29 protein-coding genes and 2 tRNA genes are annotated in these 26754 nt (G+C 68.3%); 16 read left to right on the top strand and 15 right to left on the bottom strand.

The features are described 5' to 3' along the window. Nucleotides 1–62: 62 nt before the first annotated feature. The 5 genes from D107_RS0105925 to D107_RS0105905 form a co-directional block, all read right to left on the bottom strand. The gene (locus tag D107_RS0105925; protein ID WP_018880978.1) at nt 63–1412 is read right to left on the bottom strand and encodes a DegQ family serine endoprotease; all 1350 of its coding nucleotides are present in this window, start codon (nt 1410–1412) and stop codon (nt 63–65) included. A 28-nt stretch (nt 1413–1440) separates the two neighbouring features. Then, nucleotides 1441–2361: a DnaJ C-terminal domain-containing protein gene (locus tag D107_RS0105920; protein ID WP_018876741.1), complete on the bottom strand. Its 921-nt coding sequence runs from the start codon at nt 2359–2361 to the stop codon at nt 1441–1443. Between the two features lie 211 nt (nt 2362–2572). Then, complete coding sequence (locus D107_RS0105915; RefSeq protein ID WP_018880977.1) at nt 2573–3004, bottom strand: Hsp20/alpha crystallin family protein; 432 nt, start codon at nt 3002–3004, stop codon at nt 2573–2575. 88 nt (nt 3005–3092) lie between these two features. Then, nucleotides 3093–3314 carry a DUF2835 family protein gene (locus D107_RS0105910; protein ID WP_018867690.1) on the bottom strand — a complete coding sequence of 74 codons (222 nt, stop codon included), beginning with the start codon at nt 3312–3314 and terminating at the stop codon, nt 3093–3095. A gap of 3 nt (nt 3315–3317) precedes the next feature. Next, complete coding sequence (locus tag D107_RS0105905; RefSeq protein WP_018880976.1) at nt 3318–4181, bottom strand: YicC/YloC family endoribonuclease; 864 nt, start codon at nt 4179–4181, stop codon at nt 3318–3320. Between the two features lie 84 nt (nt 4182–4265). Here D107_RS0105905 and rph point away from each other — a divergent pair, with 84 nt between their 5' ends. The 5 genes from rph (at nt 4266) to D107_RS0105880 (ending at nt 7592) form a co-directional block, all read left to right on the top strand. After that, nucleotides 4266–4985 carry a ribonuclease PH gene (gene rph, locus D107_RS0105900; protein ID WP_026280346.1) on the top strand — a complete coding sequence of 240 codons (720 nt, stop codon included), beginning with the start codon at nt 4266–4268 and terminating at the stop codon, nt 4983–4985. Nucleotides 4986–4987: 2 nt separating this feature from the next. Continuing rightward, nucleotides 4988–5608 carry an RdgB/HAM1 family non-canonical purine NTP pyrophosphatase gene (gene rdgB, locus D107_RS0105895; protein WP_018880975.1) on the top strand — a complete coding sequence of 207 codons (621 nt, stop codon included), beginning with the start codon at nt 4988–4990 and terminating at the stop codon, nt 5606–5608. A gap of 276 nt (nt 5609–5884) precedes the next feature. Further along, nucleotides 5885–7153 (top strand): radical SAM family heme chaperone HemW, encoded by a 1269-nt coding sequence (hemW, locus tag D107_RS0105890; RefSeq protein WP_018880974.1) that lies wholly within the window; start codon nt 5885–5887, stop codon nt 7151–7153. Beyond that, nucleotides 7153–7347, top strand: a complete 195-nt coding sequence (locus D107_RS0105885) for a CPXCG motif-containing cysteine-rich protein (RefSeq protein ID WP_026280493.1) — start codon at nt 7153–7155, stop codon at nt 7345–7347. Before hemW ends, D107_RS0105885 begins: the two co-directional genes overlap by 1 nt. Further along, nucleotides 7344–7592: a transcriptional antiterminator, Rof gene (locus D107_RS0105880; RefSeq protein WP_018867684.1), complete on the top strand. Its 249-nt coding sequence runs from the start codon at nt 7344–7346 to the stop codon at nt 7590–7592. The genes D107_RS0105885 and D107_RS0105880 overlap by 4 nt, the downstream gene beginning before the upstream one ends. Nucleotides 7593–8070: 478 nt before the next feature. Here D107_RS0105880 and rho read toward each other — a convergent pair whose 3' ends face one another. Then, nucleotides 8071–9330, bottom strand: a complete 1260-nt coding sequence (gene rho / locus D107_RS0105875) for a transcription termination factor Rho (RefSeq protein ID WP_018880973.1) — start codon at nt 9328–9330, stop codon at nt 8071–8073. A 189-nt stretch (nt 9331–9519) separates the two neighbouring features. Continuing rightward, complete coding sequence (gene trxA, locus D107_RS0105870) at nt 9520–9846, bottom strand: thioredoxin TrxA (RefSeq protein ID WP_018867682.1); 327 nt, start codon at nt 9844–9846, stop codon at nt 9520–9522. A gap of 114 nt (nt 9847–9960) precedes the next feature. Here trxA and D107_RS0105865 point away from each other — a divergent pair, with 114 nt between their 5' ends. After that, entirely contained in the window at nt 9961–11247 is a 1287-nt protein-coding gene (locus tag D107_RS0105865; protein WP_018880972.1) for a DEAD/DEAH box helicase, read from the top strand. A gap of 32 nt (nt 11248–11279) precedes the next feature. Here D107_RS0105865 and D107_RS0105860 read toward each other — a convergent pair. The 3 genes from D107_RS0105860 to D107_RS0105850 form a co-directional block, all read right to left on the bottom strand. Then, a tRNA-Thr gene (locus D107_RS0105860) sits at nt 11280–11355 on the bottom strand. 63 nt (nt 11356–11418) lie between these two features. Further along, nucleotides 11419–11856 (bottom strand): Fur family transcriptional regulator, encoded by a 438-nt coding sequence (locus tag D107_RS0105855; protein ID WP_018876747.1) that lies wholly within the window; start codon nt 11854–11856, stop codon nt 11419–11421. A 103-nt stretch (nt 11857–11959) separates the two neighbouring features. Next, a tRNA-Gly gene (locus D107_RS0105850) sits at nt 11960–12033 on the bottom strand. A gap of 66 nt (nt 12034–12099) precedes the next feature. Here D107_RS0105850 and thiS point away from each other — a divergent pair. From thiS to trmB, 3 genes are read left to right on the top strand one after another with little or no spacing between them, the layout of a single operon-like run. After that, complete coding sequence (thiS, locus tag D107_RS0105845; RefSeq protein WP_018867679.1) at nt 12100–12306, top strand: sulfur carrier protein ThiS; 207 nt, start codon at nt 12100–12102, stop codon at nt 12304–12306. A gap of 43 nt (nt 12307–12349) precedes the next feature. Beyond that, nucleotides 12350–13156 carry a thiazole synthase gene (locus D107_RS0105840; protein WP_018867678.1) on the top strand — a complete coding sequence of 269 codons (807 nt, stop codon included), beginning with the start codon at nt 12350–12352 and terminating at the stop codon, nt 13154–13156. Nucleotides 13157–13158: 2 nt separating this feature from the next. Next, complete coding sequence (trmB, locus tag D107_RS0105835) at nt 13159–13887, top strand: tRNA (guanosine(46)-N7)-methyltransferase TrmB (RefSeq protein ID WP_018867677.1); 729 nt, start codon at nt 13159–13161, stop codon at nt 13885–13887. Between the two features lie 21 nt (nt 13888–13908). Here the strand turns inward: trmB and D107_RS0105830 are convergent, their stop codons facing one another. Further along, nucleotides 13909–14769: a universal stress protein gene (locus D107_RS0105830; RefSeq protein ID WP_018867676.1), complete on the bottom strand. Its 861-nt coding sequence runs from the start codon at nt 14767–14769 to the stop codon at nt 13909–13911. 254 nt (nt 14770–15023) lie between these two features. On the opposite strand from D107_RS0105830, the gene D107_RS0105825 reads away from it, so the two are divergent. The 7 genes from D107_RS0105825 (at nt 15024) to D107_RS0105795 (ending at nt 22107) form a co-directional block, all read left to right on the top strand. After that, on the top strand, nt 15024–16862 hold the full coding sequence (locus tag D107_RS0105825) for an SLC13 family permease (protein ID WP_018878800.1): 1839 nt from the start codon (nt 15024–15026) through the stop codon (nt 16860–16862). A gap of 48 nt (nt 16863–16910) precedes the next feature. After that, a complete protein-coding gene (locus D107_RS0105820; protein WP_018880971.1) occupies nt 16911–17801 on the top strand; it encodes a phosphoribulokinase in 891 nt (296 codons plus the stop codon). Between the two features lie 134 nt (nt 17802–17935). After that, nucleotides 17936–18394 (top strand): hypothetical protein, encoded by a 459-nt coding sequence (locus tag D107_RS0105815; protein ID WP_018880970.1) that lies wholly within the window; start codon nt 17936–17938, stop codon nt 18392–18394. After that, nucleotides 18391–19521: an FIST C-terminal domain-containing protein gene (locus D107_RS0105810; protein WP_018880969.1), complete on the top strand. Its 1131-nt coding sequence runs from the start codon at nt 18391–18393 to the stop codon at nt 19519–19521. Before D107_RS0105815 ends, D107_RS0105810 begins: the two co-directional genes overlap by 4 nt. A 17-nt stretch (nt 19522–19538) precedes the next feature. Beyond that, nucleotides 19539–20573, top strand: a complete 1035-nt coding sequence (locus D107_RS0105805) for an NADP(H)-dependent aldo-keto reductase (protein ID WP_018867671.1) — start codon at nt 19539–19541, stop codon at nt 20571–20573. 14 nt (nt 20574–20587) lie between these two features. Beyond that, on the top strand, nt 20588–21370 hold the full coding sequence (locus tag D107_RS0105800; RefSeq protein ID WP_018876752.1) for a TatD family hydrolase: 783 nt from the start codon (nt 20588–20590) through the stop codon (nt 21368–21370). Then, nucleotides 21367–22107 (top strand): ThiF family adenylyltransferase, encoded by a 741-nt coding sequence (locus D107_RS0105795; protein ID WP_018880968.1) that lies wholly within the window; start codon nt 21367–21369, stop codon nt 22105–22107. Before D107_RS0105800 ends, D107_RS0105795 begins: the two co-directional genes overlap by 4 nt. A gap of 154 nt (nt 22108–22261) precedes the next feature. Here the strand turns inward: D107_RS0105795 and D107_RS0105790 are convergent, their stop codons facing one another. The 4 genes from D107_RS0105790 to glyQ form a co-directional block, all read right to left on the bottom strand. After that, entirely contained in the window at nt 22262–22903 is a 642-nt protein-coding gene (locus D107_RS0105790) for a hypothetical protein (RefSeq protein ID WP_018880967.1), read from the bottom strand. Continuing rightward, nucleotides 22893–23648: a 1-acyl-sn-glycerol-3-phosphate acyltransferase gene (locus tag D107_RS0105785; RefSeq protein ID WP_018876755.1), complete on the bottom strand. Its 756-nt coding sequence runs from the start codon at nt 23646–23648 to the stop codon at nt 22893–22895. The genes D107_RS0105790 and D107_RS0105785 overlap by 11 nt, the downstream gene beginning before the upstream one ends. Before the next feature lie 9 nt (nt 23649–23657). Then, a complete protein-coding gene (glyS, locus tag D107_RS0105780; protein WP_018880966.1) occupies nt 23658–25739 on the bottom strand; it encodes a glycine--tRNA ligase subunit beta in 2082 nt (693 codons plus the stop codon). A gap of 61 nt (nt 25740–25800) precedes the next feature. Further along, the gene (gene glyQ / locus D107_RS0105775; protein WP_018880965.1) at nt 25801–26745 is read right to left on the bottom strand and encodes a glycine--tRNA ligase subunit alpha; all 945 of its coding nucleotides are present in this window, start codon (nt 26743–26745) and stop codon (nt 25801–25803) included. Nucleotides 26746–26754 lie beyond the last annotated feature (9 nt).

Below are 26754 nucleotides of genomic sequence, written 5' to 3'. Positions count from 1 at the left end.
CCCAATCGGCCAGAGGGCTGGCCTCCTGCAGGGTGGGGCCCTGGCTCGCCGGTGCGACCGGATCAGCGCAGGGTGAGGTAGAGGGTCTGGTTGCCGCGGCGCAGCTGCAGTTCCAGGGTCTGGTGGGCGGCCAGTTGCTGCGGCAGGTCGGCCAGGCGCTCGATGCGCTGGCGGTTGATCGCCAGCAGCACGTCGCCGGGGCGCAGGCCGGCCCGCGCCCCGGCGGAGCCGGGCTCCACCGCGATGACCGCCACGCGGCTGCGACCGTCGTTTCCTGTGGTCTCGGACAGGCGTACGCCGTCGAGCCGCGGGTGGATGGCCGCCCCCTCGATGCGCCGCTCTTCCGGGCGATCCAGTCGCGCGACGATCTGCCGTTCCGTCCCGTCGCGCAGGATGTCCAGATCCACCTCGGACCCGGCGCGCAGCAGGCCCAGGCGGTTGCGCAGGTCGCTCGCGCTGCGCACCGTCTGGCCGTCCACCCGCAGGACGATGTCGCCGTGGGCCAGGCCGGCGCGCTCGGCGGCCGAGCCGCGCACCACGCGGGTGATCACGGCGCCCTGCGAGAGATCCAGACCGAAGGCCTGGGCCAGCGCCGGGGTGAGGTCCTGCATCTCCACGCCCAGCGCGCCTCGCTCGACCCGACCTTCGGCCAGCAGGTGCTCCTGGATCTGGCTGGCCATGTTGGCGGGAATCGCGAAGCCGATGCCGATGTTGCCGCCGCCCCGCGCGAGGATGGCGGTGTTGATGCCGACCAGTTCGCCGCGCAGGTTGACCAGCGCCCCGCCGGAGTTGCCCGGGTTGATGGAGGCATCGGTCTGGATGAAGTCCTCGAAGCCGGCGCCACCCAGGCCGCTGCGGCCCAGGGCGCTGACGATGCCGCTGGTTACGGTCTGACCGAGGCCGAAGGGGTTGCCGATGGCGACCACGAAGTCGCCCACGCGCAGGGCGTCGGAGTCGGCCAGCGGGATCGCCTGCAGGTCCTCCGCGTCGATGCGGATCACGGCGACATCGGTGGCTGGGTCGGTGCCCACCACCTCGGCCTCGTACTGACGGCCATCAAAGAGCGTGACCAGGATGGTGTCGGCGCGGGCGATCACGTGGCTGTTGGTCAGGATGGTGCCGGCCCCCGCATCCACGATGACCCCGGAGCCCAGGCCCTGGCGCTCGCGTTCACGCGAACGCTCGGGGACATCGAAGAAACGGCGGAAGAAAGGATCGTCGAACAGCGGGCTGACCGATTCCACCACGCGGGCGCGGGTGGCGATATTGACCACGCCGGGGATGGTCCGCTCGAGCATCGGTGCCAGCGATGGCAGCGGCTGGCCATCCACCGCGGCCGGTAGCTGGGCGGTGGCCGGTGCGGCCCCGAACAGGGTCAGGGCCAGGATCAGGAGGGGAACAAGCCGACGCATGGGCGCTCCTCGAACGGGGTTCCGGTTATCAGGGCGCCAGGTTGGCGCGCGGGGCGAAGGACGACTTCTCGGCCATCTTGCGGTACCAGTCGCCGGCCTCTTCCTCCGGCGGCACCTGCACCATCAGCTTCAGGTAGAGATCCCCCGGCGGCTTGCCCGGCAGGCCCTTGCCCTTCAGGCGCATCTGCTTGCCCGACTGCGAGCCGGCCGGAACCTTCAGATTGACCCAGCCATGCGGCGTGGGGACCTCGATGGTCGCGCCCAGCGCGGCCTCCCAGGGCGTGATCGGGATCTCGCGGTAGAGATTGCGGCCGTCCAGGGTGTAGCGGCTGTCCGGCTTGACCCGGATCTCCAGCAGCAGGTCGCCGGCGCCGCCACTGCCGACCCCCGGGTCGCCCTGGCCGCGCACGCGCAGGCGCGAGCCGTCCCGGGCCCCGGCGGGGATGCGCACGCGCTGGACCCGGCCCTCGGCATCGTTGACCGACACCTCGGTGCCCTTGAGCGCCTGGTCCAGAGTGATCTCCACCCGGCCCTCGCGGTCGGCCCCGCGCATGTTGAAGCCGGCCCCGCCCGCACGGCGGCGACCACCGCCCATGCCGCCGCCACCAAAGATGGAGTCGAAGAAGTCCGAGAAGCCGCCGAAGTCGGCCCCGGCTCCGGCGCCCCCGCGGGCCCCGCCGTGCTGGGTCCAGCCGTCCCAGCCGGGCGGCGGGCGGAAGTCCTGACCCTGGCGCCAGTTGGAACCGAGCTGGTCGTAGGCCTTGCGCTTTTCCGGATCGCCCAGGGCCTCGTAGGCCTCGTTGACCTCCTTGATGCGGGTCTCGGCGTCCGGGTCCTTGCTGACATCCGGATGGTACTTGCGCGCCAGCTTGCGGTAGGCCTTCTTGATCTCGTCCTGGCTGGCGTCGCGGCTCACACCGAGGATCTTGTAGTAGTCCTTGTATTCCATTGCGTTCCTCGAACGATTGCGTCCTCGGGTGACACCCGGATCCCGCCTGCGGTCATGGCGATCATGATAGCCGGGATGCGGCTGTCACCCAGGGAGACACGAAACCGCGCCTCCTCGGGGCCTAAAAAACCGGGCGCCACCACGGGAACCCCCGGGGCAGCGCCCATGTTGCGCCCGGTCAGGGATATCCTGCCGGGCCGGTGGAGCCGGATCAGCTCTCGATCTGGATCCGGCGCGGCTGCACGCGGGCCTGCTTCGGAATGCGCACCTCCAGCACGCCATTCTCGCTGCGCGCGGAGATGTTGTCGGCGTCGGCTGTATCCGGCAGCGAGAAGCGGCGGAAGAAGGTGCCACGCACGCGTTCGATGCGCTTGTAGCCGTTCTTCTCCTCTTCGCTGTCGTGCTTGCGTTCGCCGCGCAGGGTCAGCACGCCGTTCTCCATGTGCAGCTCGATATCCTTCGGGTCCACCCCGGGGATATCGGCATGCAGCACGTAGGCATCGGTCTCTTCGCGGATATCCACCGCGGGGGCCCAGTCGGAGGTCGCGGCGGAGTCCTCGGTGCCGGGCATGTCCGGCATGCGACCGAGTTCGCGCGACAGTTGGCCGAGCAGGCTGAACGGTTCGTAACGGGTCATGGTCATGGCGTTCCCTCCTTGTGCGGGTGTCATCTGACTCACCCATAGACGTAGGGACACATCCCGCGTTTTCAAGGGCCTGGGGGCAAACCCGTTACGCGAGACGGCGAAACTCGCGCAGCTTGTAATCGTCGTCGGTGACCAGCTCGAACACGCCGTGTACCCCGCGCTGATCCAGGTGGCTGCGTAGCAGCCGGGCGGGGAATTGCACGCTCTCGCCGCTGTCGGCCTGGGCGAAGACCACTGCGGCGCGACCCGTGTAGTAGTCCTCCATTTCCTGGCGCGAGATGGCCAGACGCAGGCGAAACCGGCGCATGGGCTATTCCAGGTTCTGCACCTGCTCGCGCAGCTGCTCGATCAGGACCTTCATCTCCACGGTGGCGCGGGTGATCTCCAGGTCATGCGACTTCGACGAGATGGTGTTGGCCTCGCGGTTGAACTCCTGCATCAGGAAGTCGAGCCGCCGCCCGCTGGGGCCGCCCTGTTCCAGGACCTCGTGCACGGCCGCCACATGGCCGTCGATGCGGTCCAGCTCCTCGGCGATGTCCATGCGCTGGGCCAGCAGGGCGACCTCCTGCTCCAGACGCTTCGGATCCAGATTCACGTCCAGCTCGTGGATGCGCGCAAGGATCCGGCTGCGTTGCTCGTCCAGCATCGGCTGGCGCCGCGCGCGAATCGCCCGGGCGTGCTCGGCGAGTGCGTCCAGGCGCGAGCGCATGCCGTCGGCCAGGACCGCGCCCTCGGTCGTGCGCATCGTGACCAGGGCCTCCAGCGCGTCGTCGAAGCCCGCCAGCAGGGGCTGCGCGAGGCTCTCGCCGACATCGGCGTTGCCCTGGAGCACACCCGGCCAGCGCAGGACGTCCAGCGGCGAGACCGGCGCCGGGTTCGGCATCATGCGCTCGATGGAGGCGCAGGCCCCGATCAGCGCCCGGACGCGCTCGTGATCGAAGGCTTCCGGGGCGTTGTCGGCCTGGCCACGGTCGCGCAGGACCGCATCCACCTTGCCGCGCGCCAGGCGGGCCTTCAGGCGGCTGCGCACCTCGGCCTCCAGCGAACGCAGGTGATCGGGAAGATGGATACGCAGCTCGAGATAGCGGTGGTTGACGCTCTTCAGCTCCCAGTCGAACACGCCCGCGTCCAGGCTCATCGCGTGCCGGGAGAATCCGGTCATACTGGTGATCATGCGTCCCTCCATGGTGATCCCTGCTGCGTGTGGCGGTGGCGGCCCGTATACTGCGCCCCACTCAAATCTAGCAAGGATCACAGCATGCGACCCAGTGGCCGAACAGCCGACGCGATGCGCCCCGTGCGTTTTACCCGCCATTTCACCCGCCACGCGGAGGGTTCCGTACTGGTGGAGTTTGGCGATACCCGCGTGCTGTGCAACGCCACGGTGGAGTCGCGCGTGCCACCGTGGCTGAAGAACAAGGGCCGCGGCTGGGTCACCGCCGAATACAGCATGCTGCCGCGCTCCACCCATGACCGCATGGTGCGCGAGGCCGCGCGCGGCAAGCTGGGTGGCCGCACCATGGAGATCCAGCGCCTGATCGGCCGCTCGCTGCGCGCGGTGGTGGACCTGGAGGCCATGGGCGAGCGCCAGATCATCGTCGACTGCGACGTGATCCAGGCCGATGGTGGCACCCGCACCGCCTCCATCAGCGGGGCCTACGTCGCCCTGTACGACGCCATCCGCAAGGCGCGTGAACAGGGGCTGATCCGCAAGGATCCGCTGCACGGCCAGGTCGCCGCGATCTCGGTGGGCATCTGCGGCGGTGAACCGGTACTCGACCTCGACTACGATGAGGACTCGCAGGCCGAGACCGACCTGAACCTGGTGATGAACGAGGCCGGGGGCGTGATCGAGATCCAGGGCACAGCCGAGGGCCACGCCTTCCGCCGCGACGAGCTGGACCAGATGCTGGACCTGGGTGAGAAGGGCATCCAGGAGATCTGCGAGGCCCAGCGCGCCGTGCTGGCCGAGGGCTGATCATGGGCGATCCGCGCCGCGTCGTCCTGGCCACCGGCAACCCCGGCAAGCTGCGCGAGATCCGCGCCCTGCTGGAACCGCTGGGGCTGGCGGTCGAGGCACAGTCCGAACACGCCGTGCCCGAGGCCGACGAGACCGGCCTGACGTTCGTGGAGAACGCGATCCTCAAGGCGCGCAACGCCGCCCGCCACACCGGACTGCCGGCGATCGCCGACGACTCCGGGCTGGAGGTCGATGCCCTGCACGGCCAGCCGGGGATCTACTCCGCGCGCTATGCCGGCCCCGATGGCGACGATGCGGCCAATAACGCCAAGCTGCTGGAGGCACTGGCCGGCGTCCCGCCGGAACAGCGCGGCGCACGGTTCCGCGCGGTCGTGGTGTACCTGGAGCATGCCGAGGATCCGGCGCCGATCATCGCCCAGGGGGTGTGGCCCGGGCGCATCGCGGAACAGGCCAGCGGCGCCGAGGGCTTTGGCTACGACCCCCTGTTCTTCGTGCCTCAGGAGGGCTGCACCTCGGCCGAGCTGCCCTCGGAGACCAAGAACCGCCTGAGCCATCGCGGTCAGGCCCTGCAAGAACTCGGGGGCGCCCTGCGCGAGCGCATGGGCAACCCGCCGGCCTGACAACCCACGCCGTCCGGCACCGGGGCCACCCGGAGAGATCGCCACGGCGCTGCGCGCCTCGTGATGACGGGGACTTCCCGTCGTTGCGAGGCTCCACAGGGGCCGTGGCAACCTCCCGACGACACCCCGGCGCATGTTCGGACCCGCGTCGGGGCCAGGCCGGGGAGATCACCACGCGCCTGCGGCGCTCGCGATGACTGTGCTTCCTGTCCCCGTCATCGCGAGGCGCGCAGCGCTGTGGCGGTCGGCAGGGGACCACCGGCGCGCAAGGCCGCAATGGCGGGACTGGGTCCTTTCGACGCCACCCGCCCCCTCGCCTATGCTTCGCACATGACTGCCGCGCTGACCCATCCGCCGCCCCTGGCGCTGTATGTGCACCTGCCCTGGTGCGTGCGCAAGTGCCCGTACTGCGACTTCAACTCGCACGAGCCGCGCGGCGAGCCGCCCTTCGATGACTACGTGGACGCGCTGCTGCGCGACCTGGAAGGCCAGCTGCCGGATATCTGGGGCCGGCGGCTGGAGAGCGTCTTCATTGGCGGCGGCACCCCCAGCCTGTTCCCGCCGGAGGCGCTGGATGCTCTGCTTTCCGGCCTGCGCGCCCGGCTGCCGCTGCGACCGGACTGCGAGGTAACGCTGGAGGCCAACCCCGGGACCGCCGACCGCGCCTACTTCCGCGGCTACCGCGAGGCGGGGGTCAACCGGCTGTCGCTGGGCATCCAGAGCTTCGACGACGCGATGCTCGCGCGCCTGGGGCGCATCCACGGTGCGGCGGAGGCCCTGAGCGCGGTGGAGCATGCCCGTGCCGCCGGCTTCGAGGCCATCAACCTGGACCTGATGTTCGGTCTGCCGGGGCAGTCGGTCGCGGCCGGGATCGCGGATCTGCAGGCGGCGATCGAGCAGGACCCGGGACATATCTCCTGGTATCAACTGACCCTGGAACCGAACACCCTGTTCGCGGCGCGCCCGCCCGAGCTGCCGGAGGATGCGACGATCGAGGAATTGTTTGCCCGCGGCCAGTCCCATCTGGCGGCGGCTGGCTATACTCGATACGAGGTATCCGCCTATGCACGTCCGGGGCAGGAATGTCGGCACAACCGCAACTACTGGACCTTCGGCGATTACCTCGGCATCGGGGCCGGGGCCCACGGCAAGCTGACGCAGGTCCATCAGGGCGCGATCCTGCGCCGCATGAAGCCGCGCCAGCCCGAGGCCTGGCTGGCCGCGCCGCAGACGCACAAGGATCAGGCCGTAGACACGGCGGAGCGGCCTTTCGAGTTCCTGCTGAACGCGCTGCGGCTGGTGGAGGGCGTGCCGGCCGCGAGCTTCGAGGCGCGCTGCGGCCTGCCACTGGCGATGCTGGAACCCGCACTTTCGGAACTGCGCGCGGACGGGCTGCTGGTCGCGGATCCGGAACGGCTGCAGGCCACGGAACGGGGCCTGGCGTTTCTCAACAACGTGCTGGAACGTTTTCTTCCGGAAGGGACGCCGCAGGACTCGGTTGCCACGCCGATCGCCTGGCCCGCAGGCCGGGAGGAGGGTCGATGATGCGTCCCGTCGAGTTTGTCGGTTTTGCCTGCCCCTGGTGCGGCGAGCCCGGCGAGACCACGGTGGACATGGTCAGTAACGACCGCGAGTGGATCGAGGACTGCGCGGTGTGTTGTGCCCCGATCGTGTTCCGCCGCGAGGATGCCGGCGACGAGGAGGTCCCGCGCATCGAGGCCCGACGGGAGGGCGAGTGAGCGAAGCGCCGCCCTATACCCCGATTGCCTGCGAGCGCTACTCCGAGCTAGAGCTGGCGATCGTGCGCGGGCAGTTTCTGCGCACGCACTGGCGGCGCGGCGAGATGGACCGGATCGCGATCGTGCGCCCGCTGGACCTGCGCACCCGGCGCGGTGCCGAATACCTGATCCTGCGCGACACCGCGGGCCGCCGGCAGTGGTGGCGCCTGGACCGCCTGATCAGCTTCGAACCCGTCTCGGGCTGAACACCAAAAGGCAACCTACAGGAAGGCATAAAGACGGGAAGAACGGATCAAAATGGGCCTGTAACAGCCTCCGACGATGGGCCGACCCATGAGGCCTCGGCCCTGCCCGGATATCCCTGAAACCTTCTGTTCTTCGAACCTTCCTGTAAACCGCCCTTGCCTTTCGAGGCAGAGGCGGCCATGGCGGGTCGCAGCGTGGGAAACACTGATTAATGTGCCCGCTCGCGTTGGCACCCCAGGTTTTCCGAGACAAGGCGCGGTGCGTAGCCGGTAGTGGTTCTACCGGCAAGGGCCGCAACGCAGGATCGGGGAACCTGGGGTGCCAACCCCACAAATCATTGAAAGCAGGGGCTCGGCCGCTTTTGCGCGCGCACGGCGTTGCGGCTCCCTTGTGCAGAGTGACTGCACGGCAGTCACCGCGCCTTGTTCGCACGCACAAGCGACTCGAGCGCGAGCGGGCACATTAATCAGTGTTTCCCTAGCTGCGCTTCATCTGGTCGAAGAATTCGGAATTGGTCTTGGACGACTGCATGCGGCCGAGCAGGAATTCCATGGCCTCGATGTCGTCCATGCCGTGCAGGAACTTGCGCAGGATCCAGAGCTTTTGCAGCTCGTCCGGCGCGGTCAGCAGTTCCTCGCGACGGGTGCCGGAGCGGTTCACGTTGATCGCCGGGTAGATGCGCTTCTCGGCGATGCGACGCTCCAGGTGGATCTCCATGTTGCCGGTACCCTTGAACTCCTCGTAGATCACCTCGTCCATCTTGGAGCCGGTCTCGACCAGGGCGGTGGCGAGGATGGTCAGGCTGCCGCCCTCTTCCACGTTGCGCGCGGCCCCGAAGAAGCGCTTCGGGCGGTGCAGGGCGTTGGCGTCGACACCGCCGGTCAGCACCTTGCCGGAGCTCGGCGCCACGGTGTTGTAGGCACGGGCCAGGCGGGTGATGGAGTCCAGCAGGATGACCACGTCGCGCTTGTGCTCGACCAGCCGCTTGGCCTTCTCGATCACCATCTCGGCGACCTGCACATGGCGCTGGGCCGGCTCGTCGAAGGTGGAGGAGACGACCTCGCCCTGGACCATGCGGTCCATCTCGGTGACCTCCTCCGGGCGCTCGTCGATCAGCAGCACGATCAGGTAGCACTCGGGGTAGTTGGCCGCGATGCTTTGCGCGATGTTCTGCAGCATCAGCGTTTTGCCCGCCTTGGGCGGGGAGACGATCAGACCGCGCTGGCCCTTGCCGAAGGGCGCGACGATGTCGATCACGCGGGCGGTGATGTCCTCGGTGGACCCGTTCCCGCGCTCCATGCGCATGCGCTCGTTGGCATGCAGGGGGGTCAGGTTCTCGAACAACACCTTGTGCTTGGCGTTCTCCGGCGGCTCGAAGTTGATCTCCGAGACCTTCAGCAGCGCGAAGTAGCGTTCGTTGTCCTTGGGCGGGCGGATCTTGCCGGAGATGGTGTCCCCGGTGCGCAGGCCGAAGCGGCGGATCTGGCTGGGCGAGACGTAGACGTCGTCCGGGCCGGCCTGGTAGGAGCTGTCGGCGCTGCGCAGAAAGCCGAAGCCGTCCGAGAGGATCTCGAGGACGCCGTCGCCGTAGATGGCCTCGCCGCTCTTGGCGTGGGCCTTGAGCAGGGCAAAGATGATCTCCTGCTTGCGCGCGCGGGACATGTTCTCGATGCCCTTTTCTTCGGCGAAGGCCACGAGATCGGCAGCGGACATCCGCTTCAATTCGGTCAGATTCATGCGTGGGGTGCTGTATTCAACGTGGATGATCGGCGACCGGGGGTGGCCGCACGGATTGACTGGAAGGAGGCAGGGAATGGCCTGGCGGCCACTCGAACTCGTTCGATGGTAAGCGAGGCGGCGGCGCGGGGCAAGCCCGGCGAAGCCATGCGCCTGCTGGGCCTGGCGGCGGACCGCCAGGCGCGGATATTACAGGTGCTGGTCCAGGAACGCGGTCAGCTGCGACTTGGACAGGGCACCGACCTTGGTGGCCTCGACATCGCCGCCCTTGAACAGCATGAGCGTCGGGATCCCGCGGATGCCAAACTTCGGCGGCGTGGACGGGTTCTCGTCGATGTTCAGCTTGGCGACCTTGACCTTGCCGGCGTATTCTTCGGCGATTTCGTCCAGAATGGGCGCGATCATCTTGCAGGGACCGCACCACTCGGCCCAGTAGTCCACCAGGACGGGCTGGTCGGCCTTCAGGACGTCCTCGTCGAAACCGGCGTCCGATGTGTAAACAATTTTGTCGCTCACTCCGAGCCCTCATGACTTGGGTTGGGGGAACAGCCCGCACCGCCGGCTGCTCGGCCTTACTATCGACGATCAGCGCCGGACAGTTCAAGTAACAGGCAGCACCCGAGGAACCCGATGACCGAAACCGCCCAGGACACGCCCCGCTTCGACCAGCTCGATCTGCCCGAACCCGTCCAGGCGGGCATCCGCGCCACCGGTTTCGAGACCTGCACCCCGATCCAGGCGCAGACATTGCCGATCGCCCTGGCCGGGCGCGACGTCGCCGGCCAGGCGCAGACCGGGACCGGCAAGACCGCGGCCTTCCTGATCGCGACCTTCAACCGGCTGCTGCGCCAGGCGCCCTCGCCGAACCGCCGCCCCACGGACGTGCGCGCCCTGATCCTGGCGCCGACCCGCGAACTGGCCATCCAGATCCACAAGGATGCCGAGTCGCTGGGCGCGGAGACGGGGCTGAAGCTGGCCCTGGCCTACGGCGGCACCGGCTACGACACGCAGCGCGAGCAGCTCGAGGCCGGGGCGGACATCCTGATCGGGACACCGGGGCGCATCATCGACTACTTCAAACAGAAGGTCTTCGGCCTCAAATACACCGAAGTGGTGGTGCTGGACGAGGCCGACCGCATGTTCGATCTCGGCTTTATCAAGGATGTGCGCTTCCTGATGCGCCGCTGCGCACCCCCCGGCGAGCGCCTGTCCATGCTGTTCTCGGCCACGCTGTCCTACCGCGTGATGGAGCTGGCCTTCGAGCACATGAACAACCCGGAGAAGGTCCAGGTCGAGGCCGAGACCCTGACCGCGGACCGCGTGCGCCAGGTGATCTACTACCCGGCCAACGACGAGAAGATCCCGCTGCTGCTGGGGCTCGCGCGTGACCTGGAGCCCGAGCGCGCGATCGTGTTCGTGAACACCAAGCATGGCGCCGAGAAGGTCTGCGACTGGCTGAACGCGAACGAGCAGAAGGCCGCCCTGCTGTCGGGGGACGTGCCACAGCGCAAGCGCCAGACCCTGCTGGAACAGTTCGCCTCCGGGGAGTACCGCTTTCTGGTGGCCACCGATGTCGCCGCGCGCGGGCTGCACATCCCCGCGGTCAGTCACGTCTTCAACTTTGACCTGCCGCAGTCCGGCGAGGATTACGTGCACCGCATCGGGCGCACGGCCCGCGCCGGCGCCGAGGGCGACGCGATCAGCTTCGGCTGCGAGGACTCGGCCTTCTACCTGCCGGACATCGAGAGCTATCTGGGCGAGCGCATCCCCACCGCGAGCGTCGACCCCGAGCGACTGTTCCAGGATGCCGTGAAACCGAAGCCGCGTCCGCGCAAGCCGCGCGACGATCGGCGCGGAGGTGGCCGGGGTGGCCCGCGCTCCGGCGGCGGTCGCCCGCAGCGCGGCGGCCGAAACTGACGCAGACGCGCCGCACCGGGCGCAGGGGAAAATGGTGCCGGCGAGAGGAGTCGAACCTCCGACCTATCGATTACGAATCGATTGCTCTACCAACTGAGCTACACCGGCGAAGCGCGACATGATAGCGGGGGCCGGGATCGACCACAATCCGGCGGGGCCGGACGACCGGATTCAGGAGCGCCGGCTGCCCACACGAATGACGACATCCACACCCTGCAGTTCCTTGCCTTCCGGCAGCGGGGGCAGGTCGGAGATGTCGATCCGCGCCGGGTCCACGTCTTCCAGTTCCCCGGTATCGGTATGGAACAGGTGGTGGTGCGGATTCAGGTTGGAGTCGTAGAACAGCTTCGCGGGGTCGATCAGGACCTCGCGTACCAGGCCCTTCTCGGCGAACAGGTTCAGGGTGTTGTAGACCGTGGCCTTGGAGACCCGCGAGGAATGCCGCACCAACTGCGCGAGGATCTGCTCGGCGCTGAGGTGCTGATGGCGGGCGAACATCACGCGGGCAATCTCGACGCGCTGCTCGGTCGGGGAAATCGCATGTTCGCGCAGGAGCTCGCGCGCCGCTTCGACCGACAGCAGATCCGGATTGTGGGAGTCGATGTTCATGATTCCGAAGATATAACAGGGCTCTGGAGCAAGTCCATATCCCGCCCCTGAGACAGGTCAAGGCGATCGATACGGCCGGGAAGCCTGATAGAATACGAAAAGATGGAGCGGGTGATGGGAATCGAACCCACATTAAGAGCTTGGGAAGCTCCCGTTCTACCATTGAACTACACCCGCTTGAGCCGGCGATTGTAGGCCTTGTCGGCCTCCGGCTCAACGGCCCTGAACGCCGGACGAAGAACCATGCAGATCCAGCTGAACGGCGAACCCTTCGAGCTCCCCGACGATCGCGAGGCCACGCTGGCCACGCTGATCGAGGCACGCGGCCTCGGTGGCCGGCGCCTGGCAGTGGAGGTCAACGAGGAGCTGGTGCCGCGCAGCGAACACGCCGCGCACCCGCTGTATCCCGGCGATCGCGTGGAGATCGTGCAGGCGATTGGGGGCGGATGAGTCCGAGCCCCCGTCCGTAACTACTTTCAACGAAGGAATTACCATGACCGAACCGGCCGCCGCGTCTGCCGACGATCTCTTCCGCGTGGGCTCGCGCGAGTTCACCTCCCGCCTGCTGGTGGGCACCGGCAAGTATCGCGACCTGGACCAGACCCGCGATGCCATCGAGGCCAGCGGCGCGGAGATCGTGACCGTCGCCATCCGCCGCACCAACATCGGCCAGAATCCGGACGAACCCAACCTGCTGGACGTGATCTCGCCGGAGCGCTACACGCTGCTGCCGAACACGGCCGGCTGCTTTACCGCCGAGGACGCGGTCCGCACCTGCCGCCTGGCACGCGAGCTGCTGGACGGGCACAACCTGGTGAAACTGGAGGTGCTGGGCGACGAGAAGACCCTGTACCCGGACGTCTTCGAGACCGTAAAGGCCGCCGAGACCCTGGTCGCCGAGGGCTTCGACGTAATGGTCTACACCACCGACGACCCGCTGCTGGCGAAGCGCCTGGAAGAGATCGGCTGCCTGGCGATCATGCCGCTGGCCGCGCCGATCGGCTCCGGACTGGGCATCCAGAACCGCTACAACATCCGCGAGATCGTCGAAAACGCCACGGTCCCCGTGCTGGTGGATGCCGGCGTCGGTACCGCATCGGATGCCGCCATCGCGATGGAGCTGGGCTGTGACGGCGTCCTGATGAACACCGCCATCGCCGCCGCCGACAACCCGGTGATGATGGCCTCGGCCATGCGCCACGCGATCATCGGCGGGCGCCAGGCCTTCCTTGCCGGGCGCATGGCGCCACGCCGCTACGCCTCGGCCTCCTCGCCGCAGACCGGCCTGTTCTTCAGCTGAACATGGACGAAACGATCGATTCCGCTTCCGACGGCAGACCGTTCTACCGGCGCATACGCAGTTTCGTGCGCCGCGAGGGCCGGCTGACGCCGGGCCAGCAGCGCGCGCTGGACGAACTGCTGCCGCGCTTCGGCCTGCAGCTCCCGGAGCCTGCCGCGCCGCTGGATCTGGCAGAGGTGTTCGGGCGCACGGCACCGGTCACGCTGGAGATCGGCTTCGGCGACGGCGAGAGCCTGGCCGAGCAGGCGGAACAGCAGCCGGAACGTGACTTCATCGGCACCGAGGTGCACCGGCCCGGAGTCGGGCATCTGCTGCGCGAGGTGGAACAGCGCGGGCTGACCAATGTGCGCGTCAGCGACGCCGATGCGGTGGAACTGCTGGAGCACTATCTGGCGCCGGGCAGCCTGGACTGCGTACAGGTGTTCTTCCCCGACCCCTGGCACAAGAAGCGCCACCACAAGCGGCGCCTGATCCAACCGGCCTTCGTGCGCCATCTGGCGACGCGTATCCGGCCGGGCGGGCGGCTGCACCTGGCCACCGACTGGGCCGAGTACGCCGAGCACATGATCGCGGTGATGCAGGAATGCGCGCCGTGGTTCGCGCCAGACGGCCCGGTTCCGGCCCCGGGTCGGCCACCGGAACGCCCGGTGACGAAGTTCGAGCGCCGCGGGGTCGGCCGCGGCCATCAGGTCGCCGATCTGCTCTACCGGCGGACGAACGAACCCGCCTGAGGCCTCAGGGAAACACTGATTTCAGGGTTTCCCTGAGGCGTTCTTGACCACCAGCACCGGGCACTCGGCCCCGCCGATCACGCGCTCGGAGACACTACCCATCAGCAGGCGCTTGAGGCCGGTGCGGCCATGGCTGCCGAGCACGATCAGGTCGCGCTGGTCGCGCCGGGCGATCTCCACCAGCGCGAGCTCCGGCCGGCCTTCCTCGGTGGTGGCATCCGCCTTCCGGCCCTGCTCGCGCGCCTCGCCCTGCAGGCGCTGAACCGCCTCCACGCCCTCCTGGCGGCGCTCGTCGCTCTGGCCCGGTACCGCCACCGTGGCGATCGTCAGGGGCAGGTCGCAGTAACCCGCCAGCTCGATCGCGGCCCGTACCGCCTGGTCGCCCAGGTCGGAGCCGTCGGTCCCGACCAGCAGCCCGCGGTGCGGGGCCTCGGCACCGCGCGGGACGACCATCACGTTGCAGGGCGCCAGACCGATTACCTTGCGCGTGGCGTCGCCCACCATCAGGCGTGACAGATCGCCCCGGTCACGCCGGCCGATCACGATCAGGCCGGCCTTGTACTCCTCGGCAATGGCGACGATCTCCTGATGCCGGTCGACCCCGTGGCGCAGGATCATCGAGGCGTCGATGCCCGCCTCGCGGGCGCGCTTCTCCAGCGCATCCAGATCGGCCTGGCCGGCCACGCTCGCCTCGTGGCTGCGCGGCGGCGACAGGGCGTCGTGCTGGGTGTCCGTGGGAATGATGCGGGCGACCACCAGGCGCGCGCCGCAGCGCTGCGCCAGGTCCAGCGCCACATTCTCGGCGGCTACGCTGAATTCGGAACCATCCGTCGCCAGGACAATGGTCTCGAAACGGCACAGCGGGGCATCGGATTCGGACATACGGGGTCTCCACCTGGACTTTTTGCTCAGCATAACCGACATGCCGGCAAACGCCAGCACGGCGAGTGCCATGGCGCAGCCATCCACGGCGCGTTTTTTGCGTCCGTGCCCGCGGGATGAAATAATCCCGCGCTTTCAAGGGAAAGGCGGAACCCGTTTCCTCCGACCCGCCTCGGCGCCCGCGCCCGGCGCGCGTCCCCTTCGGCTTCCGGCCACGCGCCGTCCGGCGCGGGTCTTCAGGACACGACTGGAACATGGAAAACCTTACGCTGACCACCGAGATGATCGTGGTGCTCGCGCTGCTCGCGTTCACGATCTTCCTGTTTGTTTCCGAAATCATCCGGGTGGACCTCGCGGCCATCTCGGTGATGGTGCTGCTGGGCCTGCTGACGCTGGTGCCGGGCCTCGGGATGCTGGTCGGTCAGGAGGAACTGTTCAGCGGCTTTGCCTCCAACGCGGTGATCTCGATCATTGCGGTGATGATCATCGGTGCCGGCCTGGACAAGACCGGCGTGATGCACAAGGTCGCGGCGTTCATCATGCGGGTGGGCGGCACCACGGAGAAGAGCATCATCCCGACGGTCTCCGGCACGGTCGGCGTGATCTCCAGCTTCATGCAGAACATCGGCGCCGCCGCGCTGTTCATGCCGGTGATGAGCCGCATCTCCAACCGCCTGAACATCCCGCTGTCGCGCCTGCTGATGCCGATGGGCTTCGCGGCGATCGTGGGCGGCACCATCACCCTGGTCGGCTCCAGCCCGCTGATCCTGCTGAACGACCTGCTGCCCTCCGACATGGAGCCGTTCCAGCTGTTCGACGTGACCCCGATCGGCCTGGCCCTGCTGGCCACGGCGATCGTCTACTTCGTACTGCTGGGGCGTTTCGTCCTGCCCTCGGTCAAGACCAAGTCGGCGCAGCGCGAGAACGCGCAGGACTACTTCCAGCGCGTGTACGGCCTGTCCTACGAGATCCACGAGCTGTTCGTCCCGGAAAACGACCCGATGGTCGGGCGCACGGTGGCCGAGATCGAACGCGAGACCGGCATCGCGATCGTCGGGACCTACGTCCGCGACGAGCTGCGCATGGCGCCGTGGACCGGCTACGAGATCCAGGCCAACTCGCATCTGGCGGTGCTGGCCAGCCCCGCGCGCATGGAGAAGCTGTGCGAGGGCACGCGCAAGCGCCCCTCGACCAATCTGGACGTGTTCGCCAACGCCCTGGACAGTGGGCGCTCCGGGGTCGCCGAGGTGGCGATCGCGCCGGGCTCGAACCTCGCCGGCAAGACCGTGACCGAGCTGGCCATGCGCCAGACCTACGGGCTGTCGGTGATGCGCATCCAGCGCGGTAACGAGACCTATGGCGAGGGCCTGCGCGACATCCCGCTGGAGCCGGGCGACATCCTGGTGGTGCACTGCACCTGGGAATCCCTGGCCCGCCTGGAGCAGGATCGCGACTTCGTGGTGATCACCTCGGACTACCCGCACGAAGAACTGCGCCCGTCCAAGGTGCCGCATGCCCTGTTCTTCCTGGCGCTGACCGTGGGCCTGATCGTGTTCACCGACCTGATGCTGTCGGTGGCCCTGCTGACCGGCGCGCTGGGCATGATCCTGACCGGCGTGATCAGTCTCGACAGCGCCTATCGCGCGGTCAGCTGGAAGACGGTCTTCCTGCTCGCCTCGCTGATCCCGCTGGGGATGGCGGTGGAGAACACCGGTACCGCGGCATGGATCGCACAGAACACGCTGGAGATGCTGGGGACCGTACCGCCCTGGGTGCTGCAGGCGACGATCTTTGCCCTGGCCACGTTCTTCACCCTGGTCATGTCCAATGTGGGCGCGACCGTGCTGCTGGTGCCGCTGGCCATCAACTTCGCGATCGCGGCGCAGGCCGCGGGCATGGACGCCGACCCGCGCGTATTCGCGCTGACCGTCGCCATCGCGACCTCGAATTCCTTCCTGATCCCGACCCACCAGGTGAACGCCCTGATCATGGGCCCCGGCGGTTACCGGGTGAAGGACTACATGAAAGCGGGCGGCATCATGACCATCCTGTTCGCCGTGGTCGCCATGTTCATGCTCAATCTGATTTTCTAGGCTTTCTTTCAACGACCTTTGTGCAACCCGTTTGCAAGGAGAAATCCCATGTCCCAGAAGCATCCCGTGATTGCGGTGACCGGTTCCTCGGGTGCCGGCACCTCCACCGTCAAGCGCTCCTTCGAGTCGATCTTCCGTCGCGAGCAGATCAACCCGGTCGTGATCGAGGGCGACAGCTTCCATCGCTATGACCGCAAGGCGATGAAGGAGGCCATGCAGAAGGCCGCGGACGACGGCAACCACCACTTCTCGCACTTCGGCCCGGAGGCCAACCTGTTCGACCGCATCGAGGGCCTGTTCAAGACCTACGGCGAGACCGGTCAGGGCGAGAAGCGCTACTACCTGCACTCCGACGAGGAAGCCGCGCAGCACAACGAGCGCCTCGGCACCCACCTGGGCCCGGGCGAGTTCACCCCCTGGGAAGAGATCCAGCCGGGCACCGACCTGATGTTCTACGAAGGCCTGCACGGCCTGGTGGTCGACGGTGACGTGAACGCCGCGCAGCACGTGGACCTGGGCATCGGCGTGGTGCCGATCGTGAACCTCGAGTGGATCCAGAAGATCTTCCGCGACAACGCCGAGCGCGGCTATTCCGCCGAGGCCATCGTGGACACGATCCTGCGCCGCATGCCGGACTACGTGAACTACATCACCCCGCAGTTCGGCTACACCGACATCAACTTCCAGCGCGTGCCGACCGTGGACACCTCCAACCCGTTCATCGCCCGCGCGGTCCCGACCCCGGACGAGTCCATGGTGGTGATCAGCTTCAAGGACCCGGCGAAGTTCGGCATCGACTTCCCCTACCTGCTGAACATGATCCCGGACTCCTTCATGTCCAACCCCAAGACCCTGGTGGTCCCGGGCGGCAAGATGAGCTTCGCGATGGAGGTCATCCTCGGCCCGATCATCCACGACATGCTGTCGCGTCGCGGCTGATTTGCCGGGAGGCGCCCGCCCGGCGTCTCCCCGGCTCCCGGGAAGTTCCCCAGCCCCGCTCCGGCGGGGCTTTTTTCGTTTCGGGCCCGCCATTCCGCTAGGATTCAGGCTTTAACGGACAGGACGGAGTAGGCGTGTTCGGACTCTTCGGGCCGCGGCCGGCCCAGCAGATGGAGCGCTTTCGCGGCCGCTACACCGGTCGCTCGCTGATCGTTCACCAGGGCTTCACCGGCGACTGGCTGGAGGAGCTCCTGAAGCAGCCGGGCGGCGGCGGGCACTTCCGCATCGACAGCCGCCCGCTGCCACGGCGGCGGCCGAGCCCCGTGGAGTGGCTGGTGCAGACCCATATCCTGCCACTGGAGCTGCCGCAGCCCCTGTTTCTCGATGTGCGCGAGGACGCCATCCTCGTGCGCCACCTGCAGCGCGGGGAACACGCGGTGCATCCCTCGGAGATCGCCTGGTTCCTGGAAGAACTGGACACCCGCCACCACGCCCGTCTGGTCTTCACCGAAGACGGCGGCCTGGACGCGCACCCCGGCCTGCCGGTCGACGACAACGAGGCCCTCAGCATGCTGGAGCAACTCGGTTTATGACCAATGCCTTTCGCAGTGCCACCGCCCGCGGCGAGGAACCCCGGGCCCTGGCCGACGCCCTGATCGCCGAGCTGGGCGAACAGCCGCCGCGCACCGGGGATCAGGTGCGGGTCGGTTTCATCTACCTGTCCGACGCGCTCAGCCGCCACGCCCGCACCCTGCTGAAACACCTGCGCGAGGGGCTGGGGGTGGATCACTTTGTCGGCGGCATGGCCATGGCCGTGATCGGCCCGCACGACGAGCTCTACGAACAGACCGGCGCGACCCTGATGATCGGCGAGTTTCCGGCCTCCAGCGTCCGCGTGATCTATCACCCGGTGCGCGGCTTCGACGAGCTCGTGAAGGAACTCGACGGGTTCCTCGACCCGCAGACCCCGGGCCGGCTGATCCTCAACGCCGACCCGCGCATGGAAGGGCTGGAGGGCATCCTGACCGAGATCGGCGAGCGCACCGCCTGGTTCGCGACCGGCGGCGTCAACTCCGGGGACGACGGCGTGGTGCAGATCGCCGACGGCGTCGCCGCCTCCGGCATCACCGGGCTGGCGCTGCGCGACGATGTCGCGATCGCCGCACGCCACAGCCAGGGCTGCACGCCACTCCCGGGCCAGCACGAGCTGACCGAGACCTGGCGCAATATTATCGTGCGCCTGGACGGCCAGCAGGCCCTGCCGGCGTTCAAGGGCATCATCGGCGATGTGCTGTCGCGCGACCTGGAGCGGGCGCTGGGCTACATCCTGGTGGGCTTTCCGATCCCGGGGTCGGACACCGGCGACTACCGCGTGCGCAACATCATCGGGATCGACCTGGACCAGCAGGTGCTGGCCGTCGGCGAGATGCTCGAGCCGGGCTCGCAGATCCTGTTCGTGCGCCGCGACGGCCAGGCGGCCATCGAGGACCTCGAGCGCATGCTGGAGCAGATCCGCGCCCAGGCGCCCAACGGGATTCGCGGCGCGATCTATGTCTCCTGCGTGGGGCGCGGGCGCCACCAGTTCGCCCAGGAAGGCACGGAACTGGGCATCGTGCAGAAACACCTGGGCGACGTGCCCCTGGTCGGCTTCTTCGCCAACGGCGAGATCTTCGCCAACCGCCTGTACGGCTATACCGGGGTCCTGACCCTGTTCACCTGAACCGCCAAGGGGACCGCATGCAATACCGCAAACTGGGACGCACCGAGATCGAGGTCAGCCTGATTGGCCTGGGCACCATGACCTGGGGCGAGCAGAACACCGAGGCCGAGGCCCACGAGCAGCTGGACTACGCCCTCGACCAGGGCGTAAACCTGATCGATGCCGCCGAGATGTACCCGGTCCCGCCGCGCGCGGAGACCCAGGGCCTGACCGAGAGCTACATCGGCAACTGGCTGGCCAAGCGCGGCAACCGCGATCAGGTGGTGTTGGCCAGCAAGGTCGCCGGCCCCGGCATGATCGACTACCTGCGCGGCGGTCCGCAGCTGAATCGCGAACACATCGAGCAGGCCCTGAACGACAGCCTCCGGCGCCTGCAGACCGACTACCTGGATCTGTACCAGGTCCACTGGCCGGCGCGCGCCACCAACTTCTTCGGCCAGCTCGGCTACGCCCACAAGCCGGATGATGCCGCGACCCCGATCGAGGAGACCGCGGCGGCACTGAAGGCGGTGGTCGAGAGCGGCCGCGTGCGCACCATCGGCATCTCGAATGAGACCCCGTGGGGCTTCATGGAGTGGATCCGCGCCCATGACCGTGGCCTGTCCGAGCGCATCGTCTCCATCCAGAACCCCTACAACCTCCTCAACCGCAGCTTCGAGGCCGGGCTGGCCGAGATGGCCATCCGCGAGGATGCCGGCCTGCTGGCCTACTCGCCGCTGGCCTTCGGCATGCTCTCCGGCAAGTACCTGGACGGGGCAAAGCCTGCGGGGGCACGCCTGACGCTGTTCGAGCGCTTCCAGCGCTACAGCAACGAATCCGGCCTGGCCGCCACCGCGGAGTACGCACGTCTGGCGCACGAACATGGCCTGACCCCGTCCCAGCTGGCGCTGGCCTTCGTCAACCAGCAGCCCTTCGTGACCAGCAACCTGATCGGGGCGACCACCATGGAGCAGCTGCGCGAGAACATCGCGACCGTGGACATCACCCTGTCCGACGCCGTGCTGGAGGCCATCGAGGCCATCCACGACCGCTATACCTACCCCTGTCCGTAGGCCAGCCACCCCCCATGAACCTGATCGATACGCATGTCCACCTGGACCTGGACGCGTTCGATCCGGATCGCCCGGCCGTGCTGGACCGCGCCCGCGCCGCCGGGGTTCAGGAGCTGGTCCTGCCCGGCGTTACGCGGGCACGCTGGCCGGACCTGGAGGCCCTGTACCGCCAGCACGCGGGCCTGCATGTCGCCTACGGCCTGCACCCGATCTTCCTGCAGGACCATGCGGACGCGGACCTCGACGCGCTGGAGGCCTGGCTGGACACGCACCCCGAGACCATTGCGGTCGGCGAGATCGGGCTGGACGGCTATCAGGAGGGTCTCGACTGGGACCGCCAGTGGCGGTTCTACACGCGGCAGCTGGCCATCGCGCGCGAACGCGACCTGCCGGTGATTATCCACAGCCGGCGCGCGCTGGACGCGGTGCTGAAGGGCCTGCGCCAGCAACCAGGCCTGACCGGCATCCTGCATGCGTTCATCGGAAGCCCGCAGCAGGCCCGCCAGGCGGCCGACCTGGGCTTCTGCCTGGGCATCGGCGGCCCGGTGACCTTCGAGCGGGCGAAGAAGCTGCACCGCGTGGTGCGCGACGCGGCGCTGGAGACCCTGGTGGTGGAGACCGATGCACCCGATCAGCCCCTGGCCGGACATCAGGGTGAGCGCAACGAACCGGCGATGACGGCCGAGGTCAATCGCCGGCTCGCGGCCCTGCGGGACATGGATCCCGAAGAGATGGCTATAATTACGTCACAAAACGCACGCCGGGTCCTCCGGCTTCCGACCGGTCCCGACGCATGAGTCCCGCCGCCCCCCACAATCCCTACACCGAACGGACCGACCTGCTGCTGGGGCACGAGGTTGCGGCCGGCCTGCGGGACCGGCATGTGTTCATCGCCGGTCTCGGCGGGGTCGGCAGCTACGCCGCCGAGGCCATCGCCCGCGCCGGCGTCGGTCGCATGACCCTGGCGGATCACGACGTGGTGGGCGCCTCCAACCTGAATCGCCAGCTGGTCGCGCTGCGCTCCACCGTGGACCGACCCAAGACCGAGATCATGGCGAACCGCATCCACGACATCGATCCCGACATCGAGCTCACGATCCGCCACGACTTCCTCCAGCCCGATACCGTCGGCGACCTGGTCCCGGAGGATGCCGACTTCGTGCTCGACGCGATCGACTCCATCGTCTGCAAGGCCGCGCTGGTCGCGACGGCCCAGGCGCGCGGGCAGGGCGTGATCTCGAGCATGGGGGCCGGCGGGCGCATCGACCCCACCGCCGTGCGCGTGGGGCCGCTGGCGGGGACGCGCGTGTGCCCGCTCGCGCGCCAGATGCGCAAGCGCCTGCGGCGCCTGGGCGCGCATCTCGACTACCCCGTGGTGTTCTCCATCGAACAGCCGCGCAAGGGCACCGAACACCGCCCGGTGGGGGACGGCGGCCGGCCGCGTTCGGTCAACGGCACGATCTCCTACCTGCCCGCGATCTTCGGCCTGACCGCCGCCGGCCACGTAATCCAGAGCCTGATCGCCCGCGCCTGACCGCCATACACGGCTCGCTCCGTGACCCCTGCAGCCACAGGTTCCGTCCTGCCCTGTGGGAGCTCAGCCCCCTGAGCGATACGGCGCGGCCCGACCTCATCGGCCAGAGGGCTGGCCTCCTACAGGCCAAGACAACCCAACCCCTACGAAGATGCTATTCGTCGAATACCGCCTCGATGCGGGCCTGGATGTGCTGGTCGGCGTCCGGGCCATACTGCGTGCTCGCCGGGTCGAAGCGATCACAGAAGGCGTAGGCAAACTTCAGGTCCTTCACGCCCAGGGCGCCGAACAGGCGCGCCTCGAAGGAATGGTCCTCCGGATTCTGGGTCAGCGTGGGCCAGCCATCCGCCCCGGGTGCCAGCGCCGGGCCAAAGAACACGACTCCCGGCAGGTTCTTCAGGCGCAGGGCACAGGTGCCCTCGGTCACCCCGGCCATCGGCAGGAAATCGATGGTGCGCGAAAGGCGCTGCTTGCGGTTGAAGGCGATATCGATCTCGCCGCCGGCCGCGCGGATCGCCGGGGCCTCCGCCTCGAACGCCAGGGTCTCGAGGCCAGCCGCCCGCCAGGCCTCCAGGTCCTGTGCCCCATGGCGGCTGGGCAGGAACAGGTAGGCGGGCCTGGTGATGGCCCGGATCGCCGCCAACAGGGGTTCCGAATACGCCGGCGCGTTGACCAGGATCCCGCCCAGCTCGAGGTCGTCGATCAGCCAGACCGCCGGCGAACCATCCCCGATGCGGTAAATGGTCCGGTCACGCAGTTCGACCAGCGGCGCGCTGATCACGGGTTCATTCGCCATGTGCGGGCTCCGATGACGGACGGGCGGGACGCGGCTCGATCCCGGCCATGGTGGTCTCGATCCATTCTTCGGCCTCGGCCAGCACCTCCACCGGCTTGCGCCCGGCGGTCTCGATCGGCGGGCCGATCACCACCTCGATGGTGCCGGGGTAGCGGCGGATGCCTTTCTTCGGCCAGAAGCTGCCACTGTTGAGCGCCACCGGCAGCACCGGGTAACCGGTGCGCGCGGCCAGCATCGCGCCGCCCTGGCGGTAGCGCCCGTGTTCGCCCGGGGCCACGCGCGTGCCCTCGGGGAACACGATCACCCAGCGGCCCGCGTCGAGGCGCTGCCGGCCCTCGGTGACCAGATTCTCCAGCGCCTGGCGCCCGCCTTCGCGGTCGATTGGCACCGGATCGATCATCGCCAGCGTCCAGCCAAAGACCGGGATGCGCATCAGCTCGCGCTTGAGCACCCAGGTCTGCATCGGGAAGATCGCGACGAAGGCGACGGTCTCCCAGGCCGACTGATGCTTGGACAGCACCACATGCGGGCGCGACGCATCGATGTGTTCGGCGCCGCGCACCCGGTAGTCCACGCCACAGGTCACCCGCAGCCACCAGACATTGAAGCGCCCCCACTGCGTCAGCACCCGGTAGCGGATGCGGCGCGAGAACGGCCAGATCAGCGGTGGCACCAGCACGCCGAAGACCAGCATCGAGCCGATGAACCCGAGCTGGAACAGCAGACCGCGGATCAGGGGCAGCATGCGGCGGCGCTATCCCGTGGCCAGGCGGCCGATGTCGGCCACGGTCTCGAACGCGCGGCGCAGTTCACGCAGCAGAGCCAGACGGTTGCGCCGCTCGGCGGCATCTTCGGCCATCACCATCACCTGGTCGAAAAAGGTATCGACGCGATCGCGCAGGCCCGCCAGCTCGCCCAGGGCGTGCAGGTAGTCACCATCGGCCACCGCCTGCTCGACGCCGGGACGCACCGCCTGCAGGCCCTGGTAGAGCTGGCGCTCCTCGTCCAGCGCGAGGGCCTCGGGGTCGAGGTCGGCCTCGGCCTCCTCCCCGGCCTTGCGCAGCAGGTTGTGGATGCGCTTGTTCGCCGCAGCCAGGGCCTCGGCCTCCGGGCGCTCGCGGAACAGGCTGACCGCGCGCACGCGGCGGACGAAGTCCAGCGGGGTATCGGGCGCGACCGCGGCCACCGCCTCGATGGTCTCGTGTGCCTGACCCTGCTCCAGCAGGTAGCCGCGCAGGCGCTCCAGGATGTATTCGCGGACCGGTTCCACCGCCTGGTCGGCCTCCGGCACCCGTTCGCGGATCGGCTCGGCCGCGGCCTGCAGCAGCGGGGTCAGGGCCAGCGGCAGTTCGCGCTCGACCAGGATGCGCACCAGCCCCAGCGCGGCGCGGCGCAGGGCGAACGGGTCCTTGGTGCCGGTGGGCTGCTTGCCGATCGCGAAGATCCCGACCAGCGTATCCAGCCGGTCCGCCAGCGCCAGGGCCTGGGCCAGCGGGACATCCGGCAGTTCCGAACCGGACTGGCGCGGCCAGTAGTGCTGTTCGATTGCAGCCGCGACGGATTCGTCCTCGCGGTCGTGCAGGGCGTAGTAGCGGCCCATCGTGCCCTGCAGTTCGGTGAACTCGAAGACCATCTGGGTCACCAGATCGCACTTGGCCAGGCGCGCGGCGCGCGCGGCCAGCCCGGCATCCAGCCCCATCAGGCCGGCCAGGCGCTGCATCAGGGCCTCCAGCCGCACGGACTTGTCGCGCAGCGTGCCCAGGCGCTTCTCGAACACCACGGAGTCCAGCGCATCCAGCCGTTCCTCCAGACGCTTCTTGCGGTCCTGCTGCCAGAAGAACTCGGCATCGGCGAAGCGCGGGCGCAGCACGCGCTCGTTACCGTCGCGCACCGCGTGCGGGTCGCGCGACTCGATATTGCTGATCACGATGAAGTGCGGCTGCATGCGCCCGGCCTCGTCGACCACCGGGAAGTATTTCTGGTTGTCCTGCATGGTGGAGATCAACGCCTCCTGCGGGACATCCAGGAAACGCGGGTCGAAGCCGCCGGTCAGGGCCACCGGCCACTCTACCAGTGCGGTCACCTCGTCCAGCAGGTCGGCATCCACCAGTGCGCGCCCGCCCAGGGCCTTGGCCTGTTCGTGCACCTGGGCCAGGATGTTTTCGCGCCGCGCCTCGAACGACGGCTCGACAAAGCCGGGGCTGCGCAGCCGCTCGGCGTAGTCGTTGCCGCGCTTCAGCTCCAGCGCGCCGGGCTGGTGGAAGCGGTGACCATGCGTGGCCCGCCCGGCGGTCTGTTCCAGCACCGTCATCTCCAGCACCTCGGTCCCGTGCAGGACCACCAGCCAGTGCGCGGGGCGCACGAACTCGGTGCGGCTGCTGCCCCAGCGCATGCGCTTGGGCGTGGGCAGGGCTTCGAGCGCGGCCTCCAGCATCTCCGGCAGCAGCTCGCCGAGGGCGCGGCCCGGCTGCATCTGGCGGAAGACCAGGTACTCGCCCTTGTCGGTGGTCTCGCGCTCCAGACGCTCGACCTCCACGCCGCAGGAGCGGGCAAAGCCCAGCACCGCTTTCGTCGGCTCGCCGGCATCATCGAAGGCGGCGGCCACGGCCGGTCCGCGACGCTCCTGGAGCTGGTCCGGCTGCTGCCCCGGGACGTCCGGGAACAGCACCGCCAGCCGGCGCGGGGTGGCGAAGACCTCGGGCGCGCCCGGCGCCAGCCCGGCCTCGCTCAGCCGGTTGGCCAGACCATCGGCCAGGGCATCACGCAGGCGCGGCAGGGCGGCGGGGGGCAGCTCCTCGGTGCCCAGTTCGATCAGCAGTTCACGGGCTTCAGCCATGTCGAGTCCAGTTCGGGTCCATCACGACCGCGCGCAAGGGCACGCGGTCCGGAAAATAGGTTCAGGCGGCGTCGGGCTTGTTCGTATCGTCGTCGGCGCACAGCGGGAAGCCCAGGGCCTCGCGCGACTCGTAGTACTTCTGCGCGACGTTTCGCGACAGTTCGCGCACACGCAGGATGTAGCGCTGGCGCTCGGTGACCGAGATCGCGCCGCGGGCATCCAGCAGGTTGAAGCTGTGCGAGGCACGCAGCATCTGTTCGTAGGCCGGCAGCGGCAGGCCCAGCTCGATCATGCGGTCGCTCTCGTTCGCATGCTGATCAAAGGCGGCAAACAGGGCGTCGCGGTCAGCGTGCTCGAAGTTGTAGGTGGACTGCTCCACCTCGTTCTGGTGATAGACGTCGCCGTAGGTGACCGCGCGCCCGTCCGGGCCGATGGTCCACACCAGGTCGTAGACGCTCTCCACCCCCTGCAGGTACATCGCCAGACGCTCCAGCCCGTAGGTGATCTCGCCGGAGACCGGGTGGCAGTCGAGCCCGCCCACCTGCTGGAAATAGGTGAACTGGGTGACCTCCATGCCGTTCAGCCAGACCTCCCAGCCCAGCCCCCAGGCGCCGAGGGTCGGGGATTCCCAGTTGTCCTCGACGAAGCGGATGTCGTGGGTCAGCGGATCGAAACCCAGCGCCTCCAGCGAACCGAGATAGAGGTCCTGGATGTCCGGCGGCGACGGCTTCAGCAGCACCTGGAACTGGTAGTAGTGCTGCAGGCGGTTGGGGTTGTCGCCATAGCGACCATCGGTCGGGCGCCGGCTGGGCTGCACATAGGCGGCGCGCCACGGCTCGGGACCGATGGAGCGCAGGAAGGTCGCCGGGTGAAAGGTACCGGCGCCCATCTCCATGTCGTAGGGCTGCAGGACCACGCAGCCGTGATCGTTCCAGTAGTCCTGCAAGCGACGGATCAGGTCCTGGAAGGTGGGGCTGCTGCTGGACGGGGTGCGTTCGTGCGCCATGCGGGATCC

Source organism: Thioalkalivibrio sp. ALE30 (assembly GCF_000377465.1).
In the GTDB taxonomy this organism is placed as follows: Bacteria; Pseudomonadota; Gammaproteobacteria; order Ectothiorhodospirales; family Ectothiorhodospiraceae; genus Thioalkalivibrio.
The sequence above is the reverse complement of the archived record's forward strand: the minus strand, read 5'-3'. Positions and strand labels throughout refer to the sequence as shown.